Below are 23693 nucleotides of genomic sequence, written 5' to 3' on the forward strand. Positions count from 1 at the left end.
GTTTTATCTGGTATCCAAGTCTATCAACCTGATAATCGTTGGATTAATCAGATTAACAAACGACTAAAAATACAAGGATTAGTTAGTTATGTCGTGCCTTATTCCATATGGGAGGTTAAAGGGCGTTTACAATTACCTATGCATTTTGAAATATATCCTATCGATGAGGTAGGCACAGATGAAAAACCCCCCTATGCGATCGCTTTTGGGCAATCGGCTTTACTTCTCGACACTTTAGCATATCGTTTAAAAAGTAAAAGAGGTGAATCATGGATTTGCTAGAGTTTCAATCCCTAATAGGTATCGATGTAGGAATTCTTTGCCCCCAAATATGGCTGGTGAAGTCACTAATCAACAAAACACGACAAATTGAAGAGTATTAATTATTTTATCTTTTCTCTCTTCCGTTCTAAATAAAATAATAAATTTCGCAATCTAAAATTATGCCTAAAAAAAGCAAAAATCCTAACTCAGAATCTAATCAACTACAGCTTGATTTAGACAACAATCACATTCAAAAGGATACCTTTGCACAAGAGGAAGAATTAATGAATTACGATGAATTTGAAGATTATGACTATGATGATGATGAATTTAATTTAGGTGATGAGTGGGAAAATAGCGATCGCACCATTGCACCTCCAAAAAGAGAATTAATTACCCTTAAACTTTTACAAGAAGCGATTATCAAACAAAATCCTGATGATATAGTCATGGCAGATTTTGCCGAATATGTATTACCGAATTTGTTGAAAGTTGCTGTCGGTGTAACTGCTAAAGGGGGGAAATGGATTGAGAAGAAGTTAGCCGAAGGAATTAAAAGTAAAAGAGCATTAAGTGATCAATCTCTCAATACTCATCTTTTAAATGGCTTATTTCCTGCTAATTTAATTCAAAAAGAATTACAGAAATTAGACACCACCATTAGACGAGTCATCAAAGAAAAAGAAAGACGATTATCAACAGCAGGTTTCATTCTTCATGACTTTGAAAAATTTGATTATAGTCGTTTCCCTGAAATGCCCCAAAAATATATCGACTTGCAAAAAGATGAAAGTAAAAAAATCAGGGATTTATCCGTTGCCCAACATCGGGAAATTATTACCGTTATCATTAAATATCTTAATCTCGATCGACTCATTGATCCAGAAAATTCAGACAGCTACTTAGAATATTTAGACGATATTTTATTCATAGCTTATAACACTCAAACCCGTTATGACACCAACTGGAATTTATCCAGTAATAGCGACTTAACACCGAAATTAACAGGAGATAAATTAAACTCCCTCGCTTATTTATCCTGTTTAGCAGATCGTTTTGCGTCAATCATCAAACATCCCCAAGACGCATTACAACCAAGTATTAACGATTTAGTTGGGCGACTTAGTAATCGACAGTTAAAACTTTCCTATCATAGTATTGCCGAAAATAGAGGTGTTTTAACCAATATCCTTAACAATGCTTTAATCGATGCCCACACTAATCTCAATACAAACGAACAAAAATACTATTATCCTTTACTTTATTTACCCACAGGAGTAGTTTATTTGTGCGATCGTCATGCACCTAATATCAATAAAGATGATATTCCCTTATTAGTCGTTGACAAGATTAAATCTCTTTGTAGTGATGAACTTAAAAAACGTCAAACAGGATTTAACCGTGATGGTAAAGGCATTAAATATCCTGATTATTATGAGCTATTTTTTGATGATATTAGTTTAATGGAAGTTGCCCTCGATGCAACCATTAAGATTCTTCACGATAAAAAAAACCCTGTTTCCGCTAGTCGTAGTGAAAATTTAGTTAAATTTCAGCAACAAGAAATTTTACCTAGTTGTTATAACTTTCAATTCTCTGATGATATTAGAATTGATCGAATAGCTGAATTTGGCGATACAATAACTCGTAAAATTTGGGGAACAAAAGTAGAAAAAATCACAGAATTAATTAAAGAAAATAAAGCTCAAAGGAAAAACAATAAAGACTTACCTGAACTTCTTAGTCTTGAGTTAACATCTGAAGTATTAATTCAAAAAATTGCTGAATTTTGGAACTTATCTGAGCATTTACCTGCGATTAAGTAGGTAGGCGATGAAAAATCGAGTTAAATGAAGAAATATAAATAGGAAGACAAGGGAGGAAAATAGATGGGAGCAAGATTAAGAGTATTTCTGCTCAAAGAAGAAGAAAGAACTCTCAAAGAAATACAACAAGCACAAAATCTAAACAAAAGAGAAAGACAACGAGGAGAAGCAATCAGGTTAAGTCACCATGGTTGGTACGTAGAGAAAATAGCAGCTTATTTAGGTTGGACAGAAGAAACAGTGAGAAAAACCCTGAGAAATTGGCAAAGTAAAGGATTGGGAGCAATATATGAGAAAAAAAGACCAGGAAGAGAAAAAAAATGGGTTGAAGAAGACATGATATACATAGAAAAAACAATCAGAGAAGATGAACGACGATATAATAGTAAACAATTAGCACAGAAGTTAAAAAGAGAACGAAAAGTAAACTTAAGTAGCGACCGTTTGCGTCGAATACTAAAAAAAAGGGAATCGTCTGGAAGCGAACCAGACAAAGTCATAGACAAAAACAAGACCCAAGAAAACGGCTAAACAAACAGGCAGACTTAGAAATGTTAAACATAAGTGCTGCGACAGGAGAGATAGACCTTTTATATGGAGATGAATCAGGATTTTGTCAGTGGAGCGAACAAGGATATAGTTATTATTTTCAGGGAGAGCAGAAACGACAAGAGCAAACAAAAAGAAGAGGAAAAAGATTGAGCATCATAGGATTGTGGCAACCGTTAGTTCAATTCTTCTATAGTCTGGTGATAGGAAGTTTTAAGAGTGATGACTTTATCAATTTAATGGACGAACAATCAAAAATAGCTTCAGAATCAGGGCGAATGCGTGTAATAGTACTTGATAACGGCTCAATTCATACAACTGTAGTTTAGACTAAGAAAAAATTGTAAGAGAATAAGTAAGCTAACAAAGATTAGCTCAAAAACGCTATAAATGAATTTAATAATGGCTTAAAAGTTATTTTTTTGGTCTTTTTTTAGTCTTAGATAAACGCTTTTTAACCGTAGGATAAACTTTAGCTTTGTTTCTTTTTCGACCTTTAGGCCAGCCATGGGATTTTCCCCGACTTTTAGGAGAAAGGGTAGGACTTCCAATGTCCATCAATAATGAAGTCATAGACAGAGCCACTCTTCCGGGGGTTAAATTCTGTTGAGGTTTTTGCCATGGCAGATGATATTCTTTGACTAAATCCTTGGATAACCATAACTGCCAAGTAATATTGACAATTAAATTGCTCCACCTTTGACAACTCTCAGGGGTGCGAAAATGGGGTAACGTCCAATGTAATCTTTGCTTGGCGAAACGATACCAGTGGTCCACACCAAATCGTCGGCTGTATTGAATCCAAATATTGGAAGAAGATAAAAATTGCTCTCCCACCCAGATTAACCACAGTGGGCGATGTAAAGCACCAGTTTTTTTCTGCTTCAATCGTTCAATTTTAAACAGGGTTAGCTTTTGTGAAGGGGCATTGTAGAAATGAAGTTCTTTCCATTTACTCATCCGTATTGTTCCTAGGGATGAGTCTTCCATTTCTAATATTTCATGGGCATGGGGAAAATGGTCACATTGATTTAATTTCAACTTTGCCCCATGTTTTTTCGGTCTGCCTCTACCGCTATAGGCTGGAGGATTACCATAAAGACATAGATTAGAACGTACTCTAATCAACTTACTGATTTCAATATCTGCGGTTTGCTTAATAAATTTGCCATTGCCATACTCACAATCCAACACCACCAATTTCGGTTTATTTTCTGGCAATTTTCTACACACTTGCCTTAGTTGCCATGTTGCTTTACCCAGAGGATTTTCAAAGGATGTGATTCTTTCATGTCTTAAAGGTAATGCCCAACTTCCTTTCTCATTCAATGGTGGTAACCAAGCGATGGTGCTATATCCTTGTCCTATGACCGATGAATTGATGGATGACGAAGAATATTGATAACCTCTATCTTTCATGGTGGGACTATCTTCAAACTTCCACTGAGTATGATCTATACCTAGTAATGTATATTCTAAGGTGTCTATTTCTTGAATATATCGTTTCATCAATTTGTTGCTGTTCGGACGACAATCTTTTATGGCTTCATAGGTACTACACCATTGCCGATGGAAAAAAGGTGATAAAGAAAAATCTGCCAAACTACGAGCATTTTCCGTGGTCATAACACTATCCATCAATTGAAAAGTGGCATCTTTACCTTTGACTAACATTTCATAGGTGTCATGACGGAAATTTTCCAGTCTGCTATATTTGTTCATAGAGAGAAGATTTTATTTTTGCTTATTTATATTTTCTCTCTATTTTTCTTTTATGTCTTGTCCTTCTTTGCTCCACTTTCCATTTAGTCTAAACTACAGATACAAGTAAAATAGCCAAAGAAAAATACTCACAGTGGGAGGAAAAAGGACTATTTTTGTTTTTCTTGCCACCCTATTGTTCCGAGATGAATAATATCGAGTTGGAATGGCAGCATTTAAAGCGAGACCAATTAGCTGGTCAAATGTTCGAGACAGAAAAAGAATTAGCTTGTCATGTAATATGGGGGTTAGAACATAGAGGAGAAAAAGGACAATATTCTGTTGATTTTGTCAATGTTCGTCCTCATTTACATTCTTTTACATAGCTTGGTTTTCTTTCGCCTACCTACTTAATGCTGTGTCTTTAACTAAAGAAGGATTAAAAGTTTTTCTGCGCTTATATGAAGAGAAAAAACAATCAAAATTTAAACATCCTGTTTTAAAAAGACAATGTACTTATCAAGAAGCATTTGAAATTCAGACTCGTTTATTGGCTAAATATTTAATGGATGAAACAGAACAATATCCACCATTAATTGTGAAAAAATAAGTCTAAAGTTATCCTTTATTTATTCTCTAAAAAAAATGTTTGTTGTTATTAGTTACGATATTACCGACAATAAAAGAAGAACAAAGATACATAATATTTTAAAATCCTATGGACAATGGGTGCAATATAGTATTTTTGAATGTGATTTGACTAATACTCAGTATGCTAAACTGCGTCACCGACTTAGTAAGTTAATTAAGGAGGATAGTGATAGTATTCGTTTTTATTTTTTGGGGCAATGTTGTCAGGGTAAAATAGAGCGTATTGGTGGTGAACAACCCTCAGATGATACTATCTTTTTTGCGTAAGGATGGGGGTGTAAATGTACTATTATTCTCGGAAGTCTCCAAAAAACTCCTCTGTTTATGGTTTACGGCATTTGAATAAGTGCGATCGCCTTACGCTCTTTACTATGACTGATTCATAGGTAATTTAGTTAATGATTTTTAATACTAATGTGCTATAATTTCCCCAGGCTTACGGAAATGAACCTTGAAAACTTTATATATCAAAGGCTTCAAATGTGAGCGGTTTAAATCAACTTAATACCTACTAAGGGATTGAAACACCCTCACTGATTATATTGAGCAACAACAAAAGGTTTAAATCAACTTAATACCTACTAAGGGATTCAAACCATTAATGAACTAACTGTCCATTGCTAATTGTTCCCCTGTTTGTACTTGCCATAAATTTTGATAGATACCATTGTGAGCTATTAATTCTTCGTGTTTACCCTGTTCGATAATTTTGCCCCTTTCCATGACATAGATACAGTCAGCATGGCGAATGGTGGAGAGACGATGGGCGATCATAATTGTGGTACGACCTTTTGTAATATATTGTAGTGAACGGGCGATCGCACTTTCGGTTTCATTATCAACGGCGGAGGTTGCCTCATCGAGAATGAGAATAGGAGGATTTTTGAGAATAGCCCTAGCGATAGATAATCTTTGTCTTTGCCCCCCTGACAACTTTTGCCCCCTTTCACCGACAACAGTATCGTAACCTTGGGGTAATTCCATAATAAATTCATGGGCTTCGGCATTTTTAGCGGCGGAAATCACGTCTTCTTCCGTGGCATCTGGGCTACCATAGGCAATATTTTCCCTCACGCTACCATGGAAAAGAAATACATCTTGACTTACCAAACCGATCGCCCGTCGCAAATCATAGAGTACAATATCTTGAATATTGATACCATCGAGGGTAATCATACCCGAATTAATTTCGTAGAGTCTGAGTAATAATTTAATAATGGTACTTTTTCCCGAACCCGTCGAACCTACAATGGCGGTGGTTTTTCCCGCAGGTATATCAAGATTAAGATGTTGCAAAACAGGCTCTCTTTCAAAATAAGAAAAGGTAACATCCTTTAAATGAATTTCCCCTTGGGTGTGGGCAAAGGATAGGGGTATATCTCCCGAATGAATTTGAATGGGGGTGTCCAATAACGCCATTACCCTAGTGGTAGAAGCCATGGCCCTTTGGTACAAATCGAGGGTTTGCCCTAGACGGGTAAGGGGCCATAATAATCGTTGGGTCATGAATACCAGTACACTATAAGTACCCACTGCCAATGTCCCTTCTTCCACCTGTAAACCCCCAAATAAAAGGATGCTGGTAAATCCTGCCAAGATAACCAGACGAATCAGGGGCACAAAACCTGCACTGTAGGCGATCGCCCTTTGGTTACTACGACGATAGGCTTCACTGTCAACCCTTACTCTCTCTACTTCATAGGTTTCGGTGGTAAAACTTTTGATGGTGGTAATGCCACTTAGATTGTTACTCAAACGACTATTGAGCAGACTTACTTTTTCTCTCACATCACCGTATAGAGGCTCAAGAAACTTCTGAAAGGCGATCGCACCCCAAATAATAATGGGAATAGGTACAATAGCCATCCAAGCAGTGGTAGGGGTAAGAATAAAGAAAGCCAAACCGATAATAATTACCGTGGTAATTACCTGTAAAATTTCATTGGCTCCCACATCCAAAAATCTTTCTAACTGGTTAATATCATCATTCAAGACTGATAGTAAACGCCCTGTGCTTTTATTTTCAAAAAATTCTAATTCTAAATTCTGAATATGGCCATAGGCATCTAAGCGTAAATCATGCTGAATATTTTGGGCCAAATTACGCCATAAACGCTCATAAGCATATTGAAATGCAGATTCTAATGTCCAAATTATGACCGATAAAACCGTCAGCACCAACAACTGAGAAAAAACGCTCTCAAAACCAAACTGTGCGATCGCACTATCTTCCCTCTGTACCACCACATCTACCGCCGCCCCAATCAACACGGGGGGTGCTAAATCAAAAACCTTATTTAATACCGAACAAATAACCGCACGATAAATCAAACCACGGTATTTCGGAGAATATTCTAATAATCGTGAAAGAGGGGCAATAGATTTGGAGGTCATAATGTGAAAAATAACTATACTTAGCAAAAATGCTATATCTCACCATTGTAAAGAAATTTAGACAAAAAAAAGGAGCAAACATCGACTCCAACCCATCAGACTTGTTATTCTATAACCGTATCATTGCTCAAAACAAAAAGAATTAGCGTCAAATCTCCTCAATTATTACTGTGCCAACTTTTCAAAACAGAATGATCAATAATCCTTCATAGTGGTAAAATAAAAATTCATGGCAAAATATCTTACCAGTCGTATTAGATCATACATCGTAAGTATTCCCCAAGCCTGATATTAGTCCATAATGGAACACAAAATATGGGAAATTGATTACCAATTATCAATGTCTCACCGTGAGCTATTATATTTTTATCTAATAAAAAACAGATTATTTATTTATCAAAAATAACTACATCTATAATAACTACAATCTTATTTTTTGCAACCTTATAACCTAGATTATTCCTTAACTATCTCATCTGTAGAAGGTAATCTAAGTTTGTATATCTATTTTTAAAAAACTAAAATAATATGTCAATTTTGCGTGGTAGTTTTATTGTCAAAAATCACTTCAAATATTTCTTTATTTGGAATGAAGAATGGAAACAATTAGGCACAGAAAAATACGATTTACAAACCAGAGATATTTATAACTATCCCTTTCAAAGTCAATCATTAGACAATTTTATCTCCACCTTAGAAAAGTACAAATTAGTTCCCGAATCCATCCATAATCAAACCTTTGAAAAAAGTAAAGGAAAACAAAAAGAATTAGTTTTATTTCCCGTCCAAAAAAAGCCAAGATCAAAAACTGTTGTTCCGCTACTATATGAACAATTTATGGCGATCGAAAATAAACTAAGTACCGTTATTTTATACCCTTGGAAAGTAGAAGGAATTAAACTAAATTTTCTTGATACCATTAGCTTCTTACAGCAAATCCCCCTCAATAACGAAGAATATATCGGCTCAGATTTACGATTTTGGAGTCATGTATATAGATGGAGTTTAGATCTCATTTGTCGCCAAAAATTTCTCCCCACCATTGATGACCATAATAAAAGTTTTTGGCAACCATTACTAGATAGTAACATCGACCAAATAAGGTTAACTAAATTTGTGCAATCGATGCCCTCATTGTGCCGTTGCTACGTTGATTCAGAAGAATCACCAACTATTGATCCTCAAGAATTAATTTTAGACTTTTTAACCAATATTGTTGACTTACAAATCAGACAATTACTAGAACAACCCACCCCTTTAGGCAATGATATAACTATTGAACCTTGGTTAAATTCCTTAGCTGAAACTGACATAAACCATTGCGATTTGCCATCCACAGAAAGTAAACGTTTAAAGATGGCCTTTGACCATTGGACATTGCCAATTCAAGATAATTTAATTACCTCCGACTTTCAATTATCAAAAAAACAATATCGTATTTGTTTTAAATTAAACCCCCCTGCACCATCAGAAAATAACTATGATAATTGGAAACTAGACTACTATTTACAAGCCATTGATAACCCAGATTTTCTCGTACCATCCGAGCAAATTTGGCAACATTCTCACCCTGATTTAGAAATTGACGATCGCACCATAGAAAACCCTCAAGAAATTCTTTTAAAAGGATTAGGTTTAGCATCCAAAATTTATCCTTTGGTGGCAAAAAGTTTAGAAAATGCAATGCCAAATCATTGCCAATTAAACGCTATTGACGCTTATCAATTTATTCGTAGTTCAGTATGGCAACTACAAGATAATGGATTAGGTATTATTTTACCCGAAGGTTTAGCAGAAGGAGCAGGAGAAAAACGTTTAGGAGTCAAAATTGAAGCAAAAGTTAACCTCAAAAAAGGAGAGCGTTTAAACCTCAATAGTTTATTGAACTATAACCTCAAAGTTGCCGTAGGGGATAAAGTTTTAACCAACAAAGAATTTCAAAATCTTTTGGCTCAAAAATCCCCCATTGTGGAAGTAGATGGGCAATGGTTAGCATTGCAACCTGCTGATGTAAAGGCCGCCCAAGATATTTTAGATCAAGCCAATAATAATATTAATTTAACCGTGGAAGATGCCCTGCGCCTGAGCGGAGGTAACGGAGAAACCATTGCAAAATTACCCGTCGTTTCCTTCGAGAGTAGTGGGGCATTATCAGAATTAATCAATAGTGTTAACGACTATCAAAAAATCAAAATTTTACCCACCCCGAAAACCTTTAAAGGGGATTTACGAGAATATCAAAAAGCAGGTTTTAGTTGGCTTTATTTTCTCGAAAAATGGAATTTAGGGGCTTGTTTAGCTGATGATATGGGTTTAGGTAAAACCATTCAATTAATAGCCTTTTTATTACGTTTAAAGCAGGATAAATTATTAACTAAGCCCTGTTTAATTGTCTGCCCAACCTCGGTGATGAATAACTGGGCTAGGGAAATTCAAAAATTTGCCCCCAATGTCAAGGCTTTAATTCATCATGGGGAGCAGCGCCATAAGGGTAAGACATTTGTTAAGGAGGCAAAAAAGTATGATGTGATTATCACTAGCTATGCCCTCGTATTTCGTGATTTAGATGGTTTAAAAGGGGTTGATTGGCAAGGGGTAATTTTGGATGAAGCTCAAAATATCAAAAATCCTCAAGCAAAACAAACTCAAGCCATTCGTCAGTTGGATGGAGATTTTCGTATCGCTTTGACGGGTACTCCTGTGGAAAATCGTCTTTCTGAATTATGGTCAATTTTGGAGTTTTTGAACCCGGGTTATTTAGGTACACAGCAGTTTTTCCAACGGCGTTTTACTTTGCCCATCGAGAAATATGGGGATCAAGATTCTCTGAAAACTTTACGCTCTTTGGTTCAGCCTTTTATCCTGAGACGATTAAAAACCGATAAAAATATCATTCAGGATTTACCCGAAAAGCAGGAGATGAATGTTTATTGTGGTTTGTCTCCCGAACAAGCGCACCTATACCAAAGTTTGGTAGATGATTCTTTGGTTAAAATTAATGATAGTAAGGGGATTCAGCGCCATGGTTTGGTGTTAACTTTATTGATGAGATTAAAACAAGTGTGTAATCATCCTGCTCATTTTCTCAAGGAGAATAGTTTAGATTTTGAGCCTCGCTCTGGCAAATTGTTACGATTGGAAGAAATGTTAGAGGAAATTGTGGCTGAGGGCGATCGCACTTTAATCTTTACTCAGTTTACCGAATGGGGCAACTTATTAGAACCGTATCTACAGAAAAAACTAGGAGTAGATGTGATGTTCCTATCAGGAAGCACAAAAATAGAAAAACGTCAAGAAATGGTTGACCGTTTCCAAAATGATCCCCAAGGGCCGCCAATTTTCATTCTCTCTCTAAAAGCAGGAGGTACAGGATTAAACCTCACCAAAGCAAACCACGTTTTCCATTTCGATAGATGGTGGAATCCCGCCGTAGAAAATCAAGCCACCGATAGGGCATTCCGCATCGGGCAAACTCAAAATGTACAGGTGCATAAATTCGTCTGTAGCGGTACTTTGGAGGAAAAAATTAACGACATTCTCGAAAGTAAAAAACAACTAGCCGAACAAACCATCAATAGTGGAGAAGATTGGCTAACCGACTTAGATAGCGATCAATTAAGAAATTTACTTGTATTGGATCGTAATGCCGTTTTGTAAATCTCATCAAATATCATTCTTAATTAATCTACCATCTTTCCATGACAAGGGATTTTAACTATTGTTTTTGGCAATGGGCTTAAGCCCATTGTTCGTTGCGTTGGTATAATTTTTTTTACAGATTCAGTACAACCTGAAAAAAGTATTAATTTCTTAATATTTGTTTTAACTTTTCTTTACAATCTTAAAAATATTGTGTAGTATGGTAGCCAGAATAGATAAACCTCTGAGGTTTCGGGCTATTCAGTCAACAATAAGGATTGAAACAGTCATGGTTTCTAGTGAAATAAAAAGTTCGTTCCCAATGATGAGAGATTCAACCATGGGCAACGGCGCCCTAGCCGAAAATCTCAAGGAAGATGATAAGACAGTAATTTGGCGCCCCCACGAAGAAAAATATCGCACATCAGAATGGTACACAGGTTCAGGTCAAATTACCACCGCTGATGAGGGTTTATCCTTTGAAGTAACGGCGGTATATCAACTCAAGTCAGAGGTAAAGGTAGTTAAGGATATTTTCGCCATATCTAACCATACCCTCGCGAATATTTATCGCCCTCGTAGTCGTTGTATCGCCGTAGTAGATCAAACCGTTGCCCAGTTATACGGAGAGAAAATAGAAGGTTATTTCCAAGCCCAAGAAATTCCCTTAGAATTAATGGTCATACGGGCATGGGAAAGTGATAAAACCCCCGAAACAGTCCATCGTATCCTTGCCTTTTTAGGGAAAGATGGCTGTGATGTGTCTCGTAATGAGCCTGTATTAGTCATTGGGGGTGGTGTGTTGAGTGATGTGGCTGGTTTAGCCTGTGCGCTGCAACATCGCCGCACCCCTTACATCATGATTGGTACAACCATCATTGCCGCCATTGATGCAGGCCCTTCTCCCCGTACTTGTACCAATGGCACTCAGTTTAAAAACAGCATTGGGGTGTATCATCCCCCAGTATTAACTCTAGTGGATCGTCAATTTTTCTCTACCCTTGATATGGGACATATCCGTAATGGTATGGCAGAAATTATCAAGATGGCAGTCACCGATGATAAGGAGTTGTTTGAGTTATTGGAACAGTACGGGCAGGAGTTGATTAAAACTCGTTTTGCCACCATCGATGCTAGTGAAGAACTAGAAAAAATCGCTGATTTGATTATCTACAAAGCTCTTTATGCCTATATGAAGCATGAAGGAACAAATATGTTTGAAACGTACCAAGACAGGCCCCACGCTTACGGGCATACTTGGAGTCCTCGTTTTGAACCTGCTGTTAAATTAATGCACGGTCATGCAGTCACCATTGGCATGGCATTTGGAGCTACGTTGGCTCAAGAGTTGGGCTGGTTAAGCCAAGAAGAGTGTCAAAGAATTATTAATTTATCTAGTAAATTAGGTTTATCGGTGTTTCACCCCATCCTAGAAGATGTTCAAATCATGGTAGATGGGCAGAAAAATATGCGCCGTAAACGGGGTGATGGGGGCTTATGGGCGCCTTTACCTACCACCATCGGAGCTTGTGACTATGTTCAAGAGGTGGAACCTGAGTTGCTCAATCAAGCGGTTGTTGCTCACAAAAAGTACTGCTCCCAGTTACCCCATGAGGGTGCAGGAGAGCAGATGTATCTCAGTGATCTTGGTTTAGAATAGGACTACGAGGGTTGTTCTGATTGGCGTCTGATCGCCCTTGTTCATCTTTTTCAAACCATCTGAAATCTTAATCTGATCTTAACAAAGGTGGGCTTACAGGTCTGCTTTTGTTAAGAAAATGCAAAATTTGGCAATAAATCCATTTATTTCCTCGATTAGTAAGGGATTAACCTTTATTTTTCATCGTATTTTATTATTTTTTCCCTTAATTTATATTTCATTCATATTACAAAAGTTGGAGTAATCCCATGTCAGCAACTGTTAACAAACCAAAGGCGATCGCACCATTAGCCATCTTAGTCGAAAAATTAGAGCAAATATTACAAAATGCAAAGAATACTGAGAAATCCTCTCAGTTCGTTAATGATTTGCAAGAAGCCTACGAATTCGCTTCAAACTTAGAACCCTACTTAGGAGAAGTATCCACTACTCAATCAGGGGCGCTCGCCAATCTTGCCCAGAAAACAGCCCAAGAAGATTGGAGCAAATTATTTGCAGAAGGGGCAACCCCCTTTGAACTAGAACAGGAAATGCTCTCTGGGCATATCGAAGGGCAAATGTTACAAATTTTCGTCAAAATGTTAGGGGCAAAAAACGTCCTTGAAATTGGAATGTTTACAGGTTACTCCGCCCTAGCCATGGCAGAAGCCCTCCCCGACGATGGCAAAGTAATCGCCTGTGAAGTAGATGACTACGTCGCCAAATTTGCCCAAGAGTGTTTTTCCCACTCTCCCCATGGCGAAAAAATCACCGTAAAAGTAGCCCCTGCCCTCCATACCATGGCAGAATTAGCCCAAGAAGATAAAAATTTCGATTTCGTCTTTATCGATGCCAACAAGAAAGAATACAAAGATTATTTTAATTTATTACTAGACAAAAAATTGGTAAGTCCTGGATGCTTAATTGTTGTAGATAACACCCTATATCAAGGACAGGTATATCTACCCGAATCTAAACGTACAGAAAATGGTCAAGCCATCCACGAATTTAATCAAATGGTAGCCCAAGACGAGCGAGTGCAACAGGTATTATTGCCCCTGCGGGATGGTTTAACCGTCATTCGAGTTAACTAAAGGAAATGGAAGGTAATAATTAGCTTCGTGAGATTATCAGGCAAGGGGCTTAAGCCCCTTGTTATTTATTGCCTAAATCGATTTAATTATGCCTACTTACTCAAAATTTTTACATTGGGTTGAGGTAACAAAACCCAACAAAAGTTAATGTAATTTATCAATCTTCAGAAGCTCAAAAAGAGCGCAAAATTTACTTTTTTACCTAATCTTCAATGTTTACACCAGAAAAACCCTTAAAAGTACTACATATCGGAGGCTCTTTAGTGTCCGATTTTTACGATAAACTATCCTTACTTTACCTCAAAGAAGTAGTACAACCTCCCTGCGTAAACGCTTATTATGCAGTAGTACATCCCGATGGATTGTGGCAACATGGAGACTTATTAACCAACCTCAGCGCCCCTAAACCCCTATCCGATTTTCTCCAAGAATTACCATCCGTAGATGTGGTCGTACCCCATCTATTTTGTGAACCTGGGATGACTACCGTAAGGGGCTTTTTTGAGGATATGTTGGGCTTACCTGTGGTTGGCTCAAAATCTTCCTGCACTGCCCTTGCTACCAATAAAGCCCACACCAGAGACATTGTTTCGGCTAATGGGGTATTAGTGGCAAAGGGTCAACTTTTAAAACAGGGAGATAAAGTAACCTTAAAAACACCTTTTATTATCAAACCCAATCGAGAGGATAATTCTCTGGGAATTACCCTTGTGAAAGATGAAAGTCAAATCGATGAAGCCTTGAAATTAGGTTTTCAATATGATAGTCAACTTTTGGCAGAAGAGTTTATTCCTGGGCGAGAAATTCGGGTGGCAGTTATTGACAAGGGTAATAAATTAGAGGTTTTACCCATGTTTGAATATTTAGTCACCGAAACTAATCCTATTCGCACTACCGCAGAAAAACTGGAACTTAAGGAGGATGGGATGCCCCAACAACAAACCCCCCAACCTAATGTAAAAGCTATTTGCCCAGCGCACCTTACCCCAGAATTGGAAACTAAGTTAAGTTTAGCAGCCATAAAAGCCCACCGTGCGATCGGTGGTAGGGATTATTCCCTTTATGATTTTAGGGTACATCAAGATACTAATGAGCCTTATTTTTTGGAAGCTGGTTTATTTTGGGCTTTTAGTAATATCAGCATGATTTCTAAAATGTTATTGGCAAAAGGAGAAAATTTAGACTCGGTAATCTTTGATGTTTGGTGTAATGCGGTGCAAAGATTTAAGAATTAACTAGACTGGAAAAATTAGTTTTATGTTTATTCAAATTTTTCTTAACAAGAGTCTTATTCAAATTTTTCTTAACAAGGGGCTTATTCAAATTTTTCCTAACAAGGGGCTTATTCAAATTTTTCCTAACAAGGGGCTTAAGCCCCTTGCCTAAATCCCCTTTAAGGATTTCTCGAAATGTAAAAAGTTTAGTTTAAATCATTTTTTTTGCAATATTGTTATTTCTATGGTCATAATCTAAACATTCCAAATATTTTTTATATTATTAATTATTTATTCTTCACTCACGAACAATGTTTTCAACTACTTTTAAGAGTCTTGGTACCCTAGCCTTATTAAAACTAGCATTACCCTTTAATTTAACCCTAGTATTAATAGCTTCAATTATCAACATATTTTCTACTCCATTTAAAATAAAAAAAAAGCCTAATATTAACTCAAAAACTGTCCTTTTAACAGGTGGTAAAATGACTAAAGCTCTACAGTTGGCAAGGTCATTTTATAGTGCTGGACATAGGGTTATCCTAGTGGAAACCCATAAATATTGGTTATCGGGACATCGTTTTTCGGTGGCGGTAGATAAGTTTTTTACTATTCCTGATCCTGTGAAAGATAAGGAGGGTTATATTGATGGTTTATTGGACATTGTAAAACGGGAAAATGTGGATATATTTATCCCTGTTTCTAGCCCTGTGGCGAGTTATTATGATTCGGTAGCAAAAATGGTATTGTCTCCCTATTGCAAGGTTTTACATTTCGATGTGGAAATGACTTTGGTATTGGATGATAAGGCGAGTTTATGTCAAAAGGCTTCTTCTTTGGGCTTGACTTCCCCTGCTTCTTATCTTATTACTGATGTTCAAGAAATTCTTGATTTTGACTTTAGTAAAAATAACCATAAATATATTTTAAAAAGTATTAAATATGATTCGGTTTATCGTCTTAATATGACGCAATTTCCTTTTGAGGGAATGGAGGAATATGTGCGCAGTTTGCCCATTAGTGAGGAAAATCCTTGGGTAATGCAACAGTTTATTACGGGGCAGGAGTATTGCACCCATAGCACGGTGCTCAATGGCAAAATTAGGCTTCATTGTTGCTCAATGTCCTCTCATTTTCAGGTGAATTATGAACACGTTGACAATCAAAAGATTTATGAGTGGGTGGAGGAGTTTGTGGGTAAGCTGAATTTGACTGGGCAAATTTCTTTTGATTTTATTCAAACGGATGATGGCACGGTTTACCCCATTGAATGTAATCCTCGCACCCATTCGGCCATTTCCATGTTTTATAATCATCCTTTGGTAGCCGATGCTTATTTAAATGATGGAGATGATGCCCCTATTACTCCCTTAGAAAGCAGTAAACCTACTTTTTGGACTTACCATGAATTATGGCGCTTAACTGAGGTGCGATCGCCCCAGGATTTATCTCAATGGTGGCAGAAAGTAACAAAAGGTCAAGACGGGATTTTTTCTTGGCAAGATCCTTTACCATTTTTAATGGTGCATCATTGGCAAATTCCCCTATTACTATTTGGTAATTTAATAAAATTAAAACCATGGGTAAAAATTGACTTTAATATCGGTAAATTGGTAGAGTCCGCCGGAGATTAAAGTAATAGAGTTATTAATTGTTTTTACGTTAATTTAATATAAATAATACGATGAACCAGCATTCATTAGCTCTTCTTCCAACATCTTTTTATAAATGTTAGGCAAACTTTTAGTAATAGAGTTATTTTCAATACCATAACCCAAACTTGTCCAAGTGGGAGAAAGTAACTCTAATACCAAGTCAATTTGTCCTTGTTCTAATAATTTGGTAATGTCTCTGCCCCCCCATGCATTGGCATCCCTTAGCCAACTGTACAGCACCTCATCTTGATAAATCGGCTCAAAACTATAATTTTTGCGCAGGAAACCAGAAGGGCGAGGATGGTAAAGTTCTGCTTTTTCTGCCCAAGTGGTATTCAAAAACTGGTATCTTCCCGCAGCGGTGGAACATCTACCCCTGTTTGGCCCGTTACCAATGACAATACATTGATTAGGATGTTGTTTTAAATTGTCGATATGGCGACCACCATAAATGATATTATAAGGGCGATCGGAATTTGCCTCCGAAGCGCTGATAGTACGCATCAAAGCTCTAATATAAGGATTTCCCCCTTCCATTTCTAAGGGTTCTATATTGTAATTCTGAGTAATATTGGAAATAATTTGTTGTCCAGCCCTTTTTAATTGTGGCTCTTTATCCCTGATTAATATTCTTCCTACTGCCAATAAAATAAGTACTAAGATAAACGTTTTCAGAATGTTCTTACTAATCATAGATATTTTATTTGGTCGGGAATCAGTCAGGTTAGTCATAACATAATTAATTTTTCTCTTTCCTTTTGTAACATAAATTCATGGATAAATGTGATGATTTACACCGTAAAATGTGATGATGACCATAACTTGTTCCCACAAAAAAAGCGGGTACTAAGCCGATTGCACTCTCCATCATTGCTGAAAGTATGTTTTTTTCCATGGAAAGATGAGCAAGATTAACAAAGATATAGTCGCGGATGCACACAGAAACAAGACTACAACCCATCAAAAGATAAAGTTTTATTTCACAAAGCCCAAAAAAAATGTTATCTATAATACGATTATCCAAATATAGAAATTATAATTATATTTTCCGAGGTTAATCATAAGTTATGACCAGAAAAAAGACTAGAACTGGAACTGGTTTAGGAAGTTCTAAATCTAAAGTTAACATCACCCTTAGCCCAGAAGCGAACGAAACTTTGGTTGCTCTTGCAAAAGAGACTGGTTTAACTAAGTCTAAATTATTTGATCAAATTTTAGTGGGTGGATTTGTGATCAATAGTCACAGTGCAGATACTAAGGTTGTTTTGCATGATGAAGGGGAGCAAAAGTTTTTGATCACTGAAGTTGATGATAATGATAAAGATGGTGAGTCTGATTCTGGTTCTTTAAATAATAATGCCATCGAAGAAGAAATAAAAAACCACCAAGCAAAAATTGCTGAGTTAGAACAAGAAATTAATAAACAAAAAAATTTGGTGGCGGATAAATCTAAAACTAATCAAGATTTGGAAACCAAGTTACAGGCACAACAAGATAAGGTTGGCTCGATTCAAAAAGAGTTAGAAGATAAAAATAATCAGATCAAAAACTTAGAAGATAATTTTAAAAAAGTCACTCAGGATTCAGAAAAAAGTGATAACTCTGATGAACTTAAAAATCTTAATCAAGAATTAAACTCCGCCTATAATTCTATTAAAAATTTAGAAAATAAACAATCTGAATTAAGCTCTTTAGTTGAAGAAAAAGAAAAGTATATTAGAGAATTAACAGACAAGTTTTTTACCTTAAAAGAAGAAGTTAAAAATAGTGATAATAATGAACAATTGAGTTCTATTATTGACCAACTTAAAAAAGAAATAGCTGATTATCGTCAACAGGTTGCACACAAAGAGCAAGAGAAAGTTGCTTTGAGCCAAAATTATGCTACTAAACAAAATAGTATTATTCAAGGTTTAACTAAGGAAAATACACAACTAAAGCAGGAAAATGCTAATTTAAATAAACGCTTAATGGATTTACAATCAGTGGCCAGTATTGGCGAAAAAATGCTTAACAAATGGCGTAATACCAACAATTATTAAGTAATTAAAATTCTCATAAAAAAACTGACCTAATTAATAGGTCAGCTTCCGTTATTCATTTCAAAAAAGAGGGAAAATTGGTAGGGGGCGATCGCCCTGGCTACCTAATTTATATCTATAGTTGAGGAATAAACTGTTCTTTTTCAGGAACTTCAGTGTATTCAGCGACAATCTGACGGAATTCTTCACCATCAATGGTTTCTCTCTCAATTAAAAGATCCACTAGACGGTCAATTACTTCACGGTTATCTCTGACGATTTGACGGGCTAATTGATGACCATGTTCGGCAATGGTGCGAATTTGATCATCAATGCGGGAAGCACTTTCTTCGGAATACTCAGCACGGTTCATAAAACCACCACCAAGAAAAACTTCTCCACCTTGTCCTTCGAGGGATAAAGGCCCCATGTCACTCATACCAAAGCGAGTTACCATCTGCCTTGCCATACCAGTGACTTGTTGTAAGTCACCCCCTGCGCCAGTGGTTACTTCGTCATCACCAAAGATTTCCTCTTCAGCTGCACGTCCACCCATAGCACCAGCAATTCTTGCCATTAACTGGGATTTAGTGGTTAAACCCTGTTCCTCATTAGGAGTAAACCAAGTTAAACCTTGGGCTTGTCCACGGGGAATAAGGGTTACTTTCTGCACAGGATCATGGTCTTTGAGCAAAGTACCGACGATGGCATGACCTACTTCATGGTAAGCAATCAAACGCTTACTCTTACTATCCACAAGGGGAGTACCTTCCATCCCTGCGATAACACGATCTACCGCATCATCGATTTCACTCATGGTGATTTCGGTTTTGCGACGACGGGCGGTAAGGATAGCCGCTTCATTGAGAAGGTTTGCTAGGTCAGCACCACTAAAACCGGGGGTACGACGGGCGATCGCCTCGATAGACACCTCAGAAGATAGTTTTTTGTTACGGGCATGGACATCCAACACCCCTAAACGACCTTTAAAGTCAGGGGGATCAACCATTACCTGACGGTCAAAACGACCTGGACGCATCAACGCAGAATCAAGTACATCGGCTCTGTTGGTAGCCGCAATGACGATGATACCAGTATTACCTTCAAAACCATCCATTTCCGTTAAGAGTTGGTTTAAGGTTTGTTCTCTTTCATCGTTACCGCCACCGATACCAGCACCACGCTGACGACCTACCGCATCAATCTCATCAATAAAGATAAGACAAGGAGCGTTTTCCTTTGCTTTTTTGAACAAGTCACGGACACGGGAAGCACCCACACCCACAAACATTTCTACAAATTCCGAACCAGAAATACTGAAGAAAGGAACACCAGCTTCCCCTGCGATCGCCTTTGCTAACAAGGTTTTACCAGTTCCGGGAGGTCCTACCAGTAGAACCCCTTTAGGAATACGAGCGCCTACGGCGGTGAATTTTTCAGGCTGCTTAAGGAAAGTTACCACTTCTTGTAACTCCTCTTTTGCCTCATCGATACCAGCCACATCATCAAACTTCACTCCAGTTTTAGCATCCATCTGGAAACGAGCCTTAGACTTACCAAAACTCATTGCCTGACCAGGACCCCCTGGCATATTGCTAGAACGACGGAACAAAAAGAATAAAGAAGCAATCAATAATACAGGGAAGACTAAATTACCCAAAATACCCCAAACTGCCCCTTCATTGCGCACAGGGTGAGAATCAAAACTAATACCAGACTCTCTTAATTTACTGATCAACTCAGGAGAAGAACCAGGTAAATCAACTCTTAATCTTTGTACCTGACGTAATTCAGGGTCAATGGCTTCAACGATAGCAGTGCGTCCACCTTCATATAAATCAACACTGCTAACTCTGCCTTTGTCAATGTATTCTAAAAATCTACCATAGGTCATGCGGGTACTTGCGGTATTATTACCAGCATTGCTCATGTTGTTGGGAGCAAAACTGCCTTGCCACAAGAAAAATCCCACTACCAAAAACGGGATTGCCCACAATAGTATAGTTCGCCAAGGTGTTTTCATATCTTCTTAAATCCTCTTTTTAATTTCAAAAGTGTTTTGACACTTTCTTTTAATGTTGTCTTTTATTTAATTATTAACAATAATAACAACCACTTCTTAACTAAACTTAACATAATTCTCATCTTAAACGCAAAAAAACCTATTGGGGGAAAACCACACCAAAATTATTAGGGTTGGTGAAAAAATGGAATTATAAAGGTAGGGAGTAATTTTTGACTTGAAATGGTCTGGTGTGGCATCTTTCAAATTTCACCTTTACCCCCTCCTTTTATCTCTTACGACCTCCAAATATTACATGGGGGAAGCAATGTCACCAACTCGAAAACTAGAACCAGAAACGATACGTCCTTGACTAGATGTAGAATCCACATCCTGAAGCTCAATAACTCCCACTTGGTCAGTGATTCGGCGGATAACTTCTCCTGTTTCAGGATCTGTAACTTCTCTGGATACTCTTTCGATAGATAGTCTCAAACCATTACGATAACCGTGATTACTACCACGATTGATGATTACACTATTTCCAGCCACATCTGCCACTACCCCAGACACATCGGGGGAAACTCTGCCCACGGCAGATAATTCAGTCTGTCTTGAGTCCATTTGCTGAATGACTTCTCGGATAGCGTCACGGGTAGCAACAGTGAGTAATGTACCGTCATTGTTAGTGGATGTACCTAAGTCCATTCCCCGAATTCTTACGTCTCCATCTACCTGAGAAACTTCTGCTTGTCCTTCTGCACTCATGACTATTTCCCCTGTGGTGCTATTAATAACACGGGTATTGAGGGTAACGAGGGCTTTTTTGGTCTGATTACCAAGGCTAAAACCAAATAGTCCAAAACCAGTGCCTCTTTCTTGTAAATCAAATTGAGTGATAGAGCCAACCATGATCAATTCTGCGCCTAGTAAACGCCCTATTTGAGCGGCGGTCCCTGGATCTACTAAACCACTGTCGGTTAAACCCTGCTCGTTAAGAACATCATTAAGGCGACTACGTTCGATGACTCGATATTTTCTGGTATCAACTAATTCTCCCGCTACCACATCGCTTACTCCTCTGGCTGCACCATCGATTAAGTTAAGGTTTCTTGCGTTGCTAAGACTACTGTAGTCGAAGTCCATGACGGCAATGGTAAGTCTTTCTTGGTTGTTTTGGGCAAGAAGGGTTTGGGATGGTTGACTTTGGGCTAGGGCTTGGTATGGGCTGATGTTGAGGCTTGAGAGGGAGATGGTGATAAGACTAGAGGCGATCGCAATGGAAACTATTTTAGGATACTTCTTTTTGATGATAGTCATGGCTATGGTATTTTTAAATCTAAAAATTAACAGATACTTAAAATTATAATATTTATTGCTATGACGTTTATTTTGGTAAATAGTTCCACAAAAATTAATAAAAAATAATTTAGTAAAACTTACTACAATGTAGTTTTTTCGTAGTGGTTGATTTTATCTTTCTGAGATGATAGATCGAATCCCTTTATTTGATTTTTGATTATCTTTTTCATAGCGAGGAATGATATGAATATGACTGTGCATTACTTTCTGCCCTCCTGCTTTATTTACATTAAATCCTACATTAAAACCATCAGGATTATATTCTTTTTTTAGAATTTGCTGTACGTTATTCACCATTTGCCAACAGTTTTTTTGATATTCTACGGGCAAATCAAAATAATTGGACCCATGAATTTTAGGAATAATTAAACTATGTCCTTTTGTTAAAGGGTAACCATCTTTGATAGCATAACTAAAGCTAGATTCGGTGATAAGTTCTAATTTAGAATAAGGATTGCAAAAGATACAATATTCTTTTCTTTCTTTGATTTGATTGTAGGGAGTATATTCATAAATTTCGCAAAATTCATCTTTGTATAATGATTTAAATGGTAAGTTTACTAATCTTTGATAGGTTGGTTTTTTGTGAACATAATGGGTTCTATATCCTTCTTTTTTTAAGTCTCTTCTCACAGCAAAATATGCTTTTCCTGATGGTTTGAGCTTATGGGCGATCGTCATTATAACTTCTTCTTGAGGTTCAGGAAACAACACATTTAGGACATAGAAACAAATTATAGTATCAAATTTCTCTTGGGGATAATCAGGGAAATAATGGGGATCATAACCAATAATATTTAAACCCGTTTCTTGTAATTTTTTAACATCATTACCAAGCCCACAACCAAAGTCTAGTACTTTACCTTTTAATAGTTTATTTTGTAACAAATATCTGGCAGGAAATGATAAATATTTTCTATCTATGGCTGTTAAATGACTATATCTATTTTTCTGTTGATCATCCATTGTTATTTGTCATTAATGGGATTACTTATAAATGTTCCATGATAATCTCTAGAATTACCTCTTCCAAACTTGGAACTTGAGAAGATATAATTTCATTTTTAATATGTTTATGTTCTATAAAGCCCAAATCTGGTTTATGTTTTGCATTATCATAACGAAATATTAGATTATTTTCTAAATCTTGATAATGAAATGAGTAAGCCAATTTATCAACAGATATTTGCAAATCGATATATTCCTTAAAGAATAAAATAAAACCATTTATAAAATCTAATTTTCCTTGTATATAACCTAAATAAATAGATCTTGCATCCACAGAAACATTAGATGATAATATTATTCCTTCTGTCACATATTTATGAATAACAACTTGTAAATTAAACGGATAATCACTTAATAACATAACTGATTTTCTGTAATTTTTCTAAAGAATAAATTAACCTTTCTTTAGTTTTTATTTCTCCTAACCAAGTAATATATTCATCATCAGCCCCTTGCAAATCTTCTGCTGTATAATTGTCCAAGAAAAAGTCTGAGGATATATGATATTTTTCTTCAAACTGTTTTAATAAATAATCAGTTTTTGTGAGAGCCCTTTGTAAATTTTTAACCTCGCTATCGATAGCACTTTTAATTAAGGTTTGTTCTAGGAATATATCGGGCGAATTAGATTTAATCTGTAACTCTAACATTTTAGTTCTCCTTTACCAATTTTT

21 protein-coding genes are annotated in these 23693 nt (G+C 36.8%); 13 read left to right on the forward strand and 8 right to left on the reverse strand.

What is annotated here, in order from left to right; translation table 11 throughout:
- Positions 1 to 138 precede the first annotated feature (138 nt).
- From A5482_RS00005 to A5482_RS00020, 4 genes are all read left to right on the forward strand, one after another.
- On the forward strand, positions 139 to 282 hold the full coding sequence (locus tag A5482_RS00005; RefSeq protein ID WP_161486851.1) for a hypothetical protein: 144 nt from the start codon (positions 139 to 141) through the stop codon (positions 280 to 282).
- Positions 283 to 443: 161 nt separating this feature from the next.
- Positions 444 to 2090 carry a type I-D CRISPR-associated protein Cas10d/Csc3 gene (cas10d, locus tag A5482_RS00010; protein WP_069791839.1) on the forward strand — a complete coding sequence of 549 codons (1647 nt, stop codon included), beginning with the start codon at positions 444 to 446 and terminating at the stop codon, positions 2088 to 2090.
- A gap of 63 nt (positions 2091 to 2153) precedes the next feature.
- Positions 2154 to 2621: a helix-turn-helix domain-containing protein gene (locus A5482_RS00015; protein WP_069791634.1), complete on the forward strand. Its 468-nt coding sequence runs from the start codon at positions 2154 to 2156 to the stop codon at positions 2619 to 2621.
- A 20-nt stretch (positions 2622 to 2641) separates the two neighbouring features.
- Positions 2642 to 2968, forward strand: coding sequence for a transposase (locus A5482_RS00020; RefSeq protein WP_446684785.1), 327 nt, complete (start codon positions 2642 to 2644; stop codon positions 2966 to 2968).
- Positions 2969 to 3053: 85 nt separating this feature from the next.
- On the opposite strand, the gene A5482_RS00025 is transcribed toward A5482_RS00020, so the two are convergent.
- Positions 3054 to 4361 carry an NF041680 family putative transposase gene (locus A5482_RS00025; protein WP_446684748.1) on the reverse strand — a complete coding sequence of 436 codons (1308 nt, stop codon included), beginning with the start codon at positions 4359 to 4361 and terminating at the stop codon, positions 3054 to 3056.
- Positions 4362 to 4471: 110 nt separating this feature from the next.
- Between A5482_RS00025 and A5482_RS00030 the strand changes: the two genes are divergently transcribed.
- Genes A5482_RS00030 through cas2 form a run of 3 tightly spaced genes read left to right on the forward strand, consistent with a single transcriptional unit; the run spans position 4472 to position 5258 of the window.
- Positions 4472 to 4726 carry a transposase gene (locus A5482_RS00030; protein WP_446684846.1) on the forward strand — a complete coding sequence of 85 codons (255 nt, stop codon included), beginning with the start codon at positions 4472 to 4474 and terminating at the stop codon, positions 4724 to 4726.
- Between the two features lie 32 nt (positions 4727 to 4758).
- On the forward strand, positions 4759 to 4950 hold the full coding sequence (locus tag A5482_RS00035; protein WP_069790324.1) for a hypothetical protein: 192 nt from the start codon (positions 4759 to 4761) through the stop codon (positions 4948 to 4950).
- A 35-nt stretch (positions 4951 to 4985) separates the two neighbouring features.
- Positions 4986 to 5258 carry a CRISPR-associated endonuclease Cas2 gene (gene cas2, locus A5482_RS00040; RefSeq protein ID WP_069790325.1) on the forward strand — a complete coding sequence of 91 codons (273 nt, stop codon included), beginning with the start codon at positions 4986 to 4988 and terminating at the stop codon, positions 5256 to 5258.
- A 339-nt stretch (positions 5259 to 5597) separates the two neighbouring features.
- Here cas2 and A5482_RS00045 read toward each other — a convergent pair whose 3' ends face one another.
- Positions 5598 to 7385, reverse strand: a complete 1788-nt coding sequence (locus A5482_RS00045; protein ID WP_069790326.1) for an ABC transporter ATP-binding protein — start codon at positions 7383 to 7385, stop codon at positions 5598 to 5600.
- A gap of 528 nt (positions 7386 to 7913) precedes the next feature.
- On the opposite strand from A5482_RS00045, the gene A5482_RS00050 reads away from it, so the two are divergent.
- The 5 genes from A5482_RS00050 (at position 7914) to A5482_RS00070 (ending at position 16605) form a co-directional block, all read left to right on the forward strand.
- The gene (locus A5482_RS00050; protein WP_069790327.1) at positions 7914 to 11042 is read left to right on the forward strand and encodes a DEAD/DEAH box helicase; all 3129 of its coding nucleotides are present in this window, start codon (positions 7914 to 7916) and stop codon (positions 11040 to 11042) included.
- Between the two features lie 304 nt (positions 11043 to 11346).
- A complete protein-coding gene (locus A5482_RS00055; protein ID WP_242411917.1) occupies positions 11347 to 12684 on the forward strand; it encodes a sedoheptulose 7-phosphate cyclase in 1338 nt (445 codons plus the stop codon).
- Positions 12685 to 12932: 248 nt separating this feature from the next.
- The gene (locus tag A5482_RS00060; RefSeq protein WP_069790328.1) at positions 12933 to 13757 is read left to right on the forward strand and encodes an O-methyltransferase; all 825 of its coding nucleotides are present in this window, start codon (positions 12933 to 12935) and stop codon (positions 13755 to 13757) included.
- Positions 13758 to 13969: 212 nt separating this feature from the next.
- Entirely contained in the window at positions 13970 to 14992 is a 1023-nt protein-coding gene (locus A5482_RS00065; RefSeq protein WP_069790329.1) for a D-alanine--D-alanine ligase family protein, read from the forward strand.
- Between the two features lie 290 nt (positions 14993 to 15282).
- Positions 15283 to 16605: an ATP-grasp domain-containing protein gene (locus A5482_RS00070; protein WP_069790330.1), complete on the forward strand. Its 1323-nt coding sequence runs from the start codon at positions 15283 to 15285 to the stop codon at positions 16603 to 16605.
- A gap of 33 nt (positions 16606 to 16638) precedes the next feature.
- On the opposite strand, the gene A5482_RS00075 is transcribed toward A5482_RS00070, so the two are convergent.
- Entirely contained in the window at positions 16639 to 17319 is a 681-nt protein-coding gene (locus tag A5482_RS00075) for a glycoside hydrolase family 24 protein (RefSeq protein ID WP_141712664.1), read from the reverse strand.
- 374 nt (positions 17320 to 17693) lie between these two features.
- Between A5482_RS00075 and A5482_RS00080 the strand changes: the two genes are divergently transcribed.
- A complete protein-coding gene (locus tag A5482_RS00080; protein WP_069790332.1) occupies positions 17694 to 18668 on the forward strand; it encodes a hypothetical protein in 975 nt (324 codons plus the stop codon).
- Between the two features lie 115 nt (positions 18669 to 18783).
- Here A5482_RS00080 and ftsH2 read toward each other — a convergent pair whose 3' ends face one another.
- From ftsH2 to A5482_RS00105, 5 genes are all read right to left on the reverse strand, one after another.
- The gene (gene ftsH2 / locus A5482_RS00085) at positions 18784 to 20670 is read right to left on the reverse strand and encodes an ATP-dependent zinc metalloprotease FtsH2 (protein WP_069790333.1); all 1887 of its coding nucleotides are present in this window, start codon (positions 20668 to 20670) and stop codon (positions 18784 to 18786) included.
- Positions 20671 to 20961: 291 nt separating this feature from the next.
- Positions 20962 to 21969, reverse strand: a complete 1008-nt coding sequence (locus tag A5482_RS00090) for a CsgG/HfaB family protein (RefSeq protein ID WP_069790334.1) — start codon at positions 21967 to 21969, stop codon at positions 20962 to 20964.
- Between the two features lie 153 nt (positions 21970 to 22122).
- Positions 22123 to 22977 (reverse strand): bifunctional class I SAM-dependent methyltransferase/HIT family protein, encoded by an 855-nt coding sequence (locus A5482_RS00095; protein ID WP_069790335.1) that lies wholly within the window; start codon positions 22975 to 22977, stop codon positions 22123 to 22125.
- Between the two features lie 25 nt (positions 22978 to 23002).
- Positions 23003 to 23380 (reverse strand): toxin-antitoxin system TumE family protein, encoded by a 378-nt coding sequence (locus A5482_RS00100; RefSeq protein WP_069790336.1) that lies wholly within the window; start codon positions 23378 to 23380, stop codon positions 23003 to 23005.
- Entirely contained in the window at positions 23367 to 23669 is a 303-nt protein-coding gene (locus A5482_RS00105; protein ID WP_069790337.1) for a hypothetical protein, read from the reverse strand. Before A5482_RS00105 ends, A5482_RS00100 begins: the two co-directional genes overlap by 14 nt.
- Positions 23670 to 23693: the final 24 nt, after the last annotated feature.

This window comes from Cyanobacterium sp. IPPAS B-1200, assembly GCF_001747005.2.
In the GTDB taxonomy this organism is placed as follows: domain Bacteria; phylum Cyanobacteriota; class Cyanobacteriia; order Cyanobacteriales; family Cyanobacteriaceae; genus Cyanobacterium.

Bases quoted from the DNA above. Each gene is read 5' to 3' on its own strand.
- A5482_RS00070 (WP_069790330.1), top strand. From the start codon at position 15,283: ATGTTTTCAACTACTTTTAAGAGTCTTGGTACCCTAGCCTTATTAAAA.
- A5482_RS00100 (WP_069790336.1), bottom strand. From the start codon at position 23,380: ATGTTATTAAGTGATTATCCGTTTAATTTACAAGTTGTTATTCATAAA.
- A5482_RS00105 (WP_069790337.1), bottom strand. From the start codon at position 23,669: ATGTTAGAGTTACAGATTAAATCTAATTCGCCCGATATATTCCTAGAA.
- A5482_RS00065 (WP_069790329.1), top strand. From the start codon at position 13,970: ATGTTTACACCAGAAAAACCCTTAAAAGTACTACATATCGGAGGCTCT.
- cas10d (WP_069791839.1), top strand. From the start codon at position 444: ATGCCTAAAAAAAGCAAAAATCCTAACTCAGAATCTAATCAACTACAG.
- A5482_RS00025 (WP_446684748.1), bottom strand. From the start codon at position 4,361: ATGAACAAATATAGCAGACTGGAAAATTTCCGTCATGACACCTATGAA.
- A5482_RS00075 (WP_141712664.1), bottom strand. From the start codon at position 17,319: ATGATTAGTAAGAACATTCTGAAAACGTTTATCTTAGTACTTATTTTA.
- A5482_RS00045 (WP_069790326.1), bottom strand. From the start codon at position 7,385: ATGACCTCCAAATCTATTGCCCCTCTTTCACGATTATTAGAATATTCT.
- A5482_RS00015 (WP_069791634.1), top strand. From the start codon at position 2,154: ATGGGAGCAAGATTAAGAGTATTTCTGCTCAAAGAAGAAGAAAGAACT.
- A5482_RS00020 (WP_446684785.1), top strand. From the start codon at position 2,642: ATGTTAAACATAAGTGCTGCGACAGGAGAGATAGACCTTTTATATGGA.
- A5482_RS00005 (WP_161486851.1), top strand. From the start codon at position 139: ATGCATTTTGAAATATATCCTATCGATGAGGTAGGCACAGATGAAAAA.
- ftsH2 (WP_069790333.1), bottom strand. From the start codon at position 20,670: ATGAAAACACCTTGGCGAACTATACTATTGTGGGCAATCCCGTTTTTG.
- A5482_RS00050 (WP_069790327.1), top strand. From the start codon at position 7,914: ATGTCAATTTTGCGTGGTAGTTTTATTGTCAAAAATCACTTCAAATAT.
- A5482_RS00090 (WP_069790334.1), bottom strand. From the start codon at position 21,969: ATGACTATCATCAAAAAGAAGTATCCTAAAATAGTTTCCATTGCGATC.
- cas2 (WP_069790325.1), top strand. From the start codon at position 4,986: ATGTTTGTTGTTATTAGTTACGATATTACCGACAATAAAAGAAGAACA.
- A5482_RS00095 (WP_069790335.1), bottom strand. From the start codon at position 22,977: ATGGATGATCAACAGAAAAATAGATATAGTCATTTAACAGCCATAGAT.
- A5482_RS00080 (WP_069790332.1), top strand. From the start codon at position 17,694: ATGACCAGAAAAAAGACTAGAACTGGAACTGGTTTAGGAAGTTCTAAA.
- A5482_RS00060 (WP_069790328.1), top strand. From the start codon at position 12,933: ATGTCAGCAACTGTTAACAAACCAAAGGCGATCGCACCATTAGCCATC.
- A5482_RS00055 (WP_242411917.1), top strand. From the start codon at position 11,347: ATGATGAGAGATTCAACCATGGGCAACGGCGCCCTAGCCGAAAATCTC.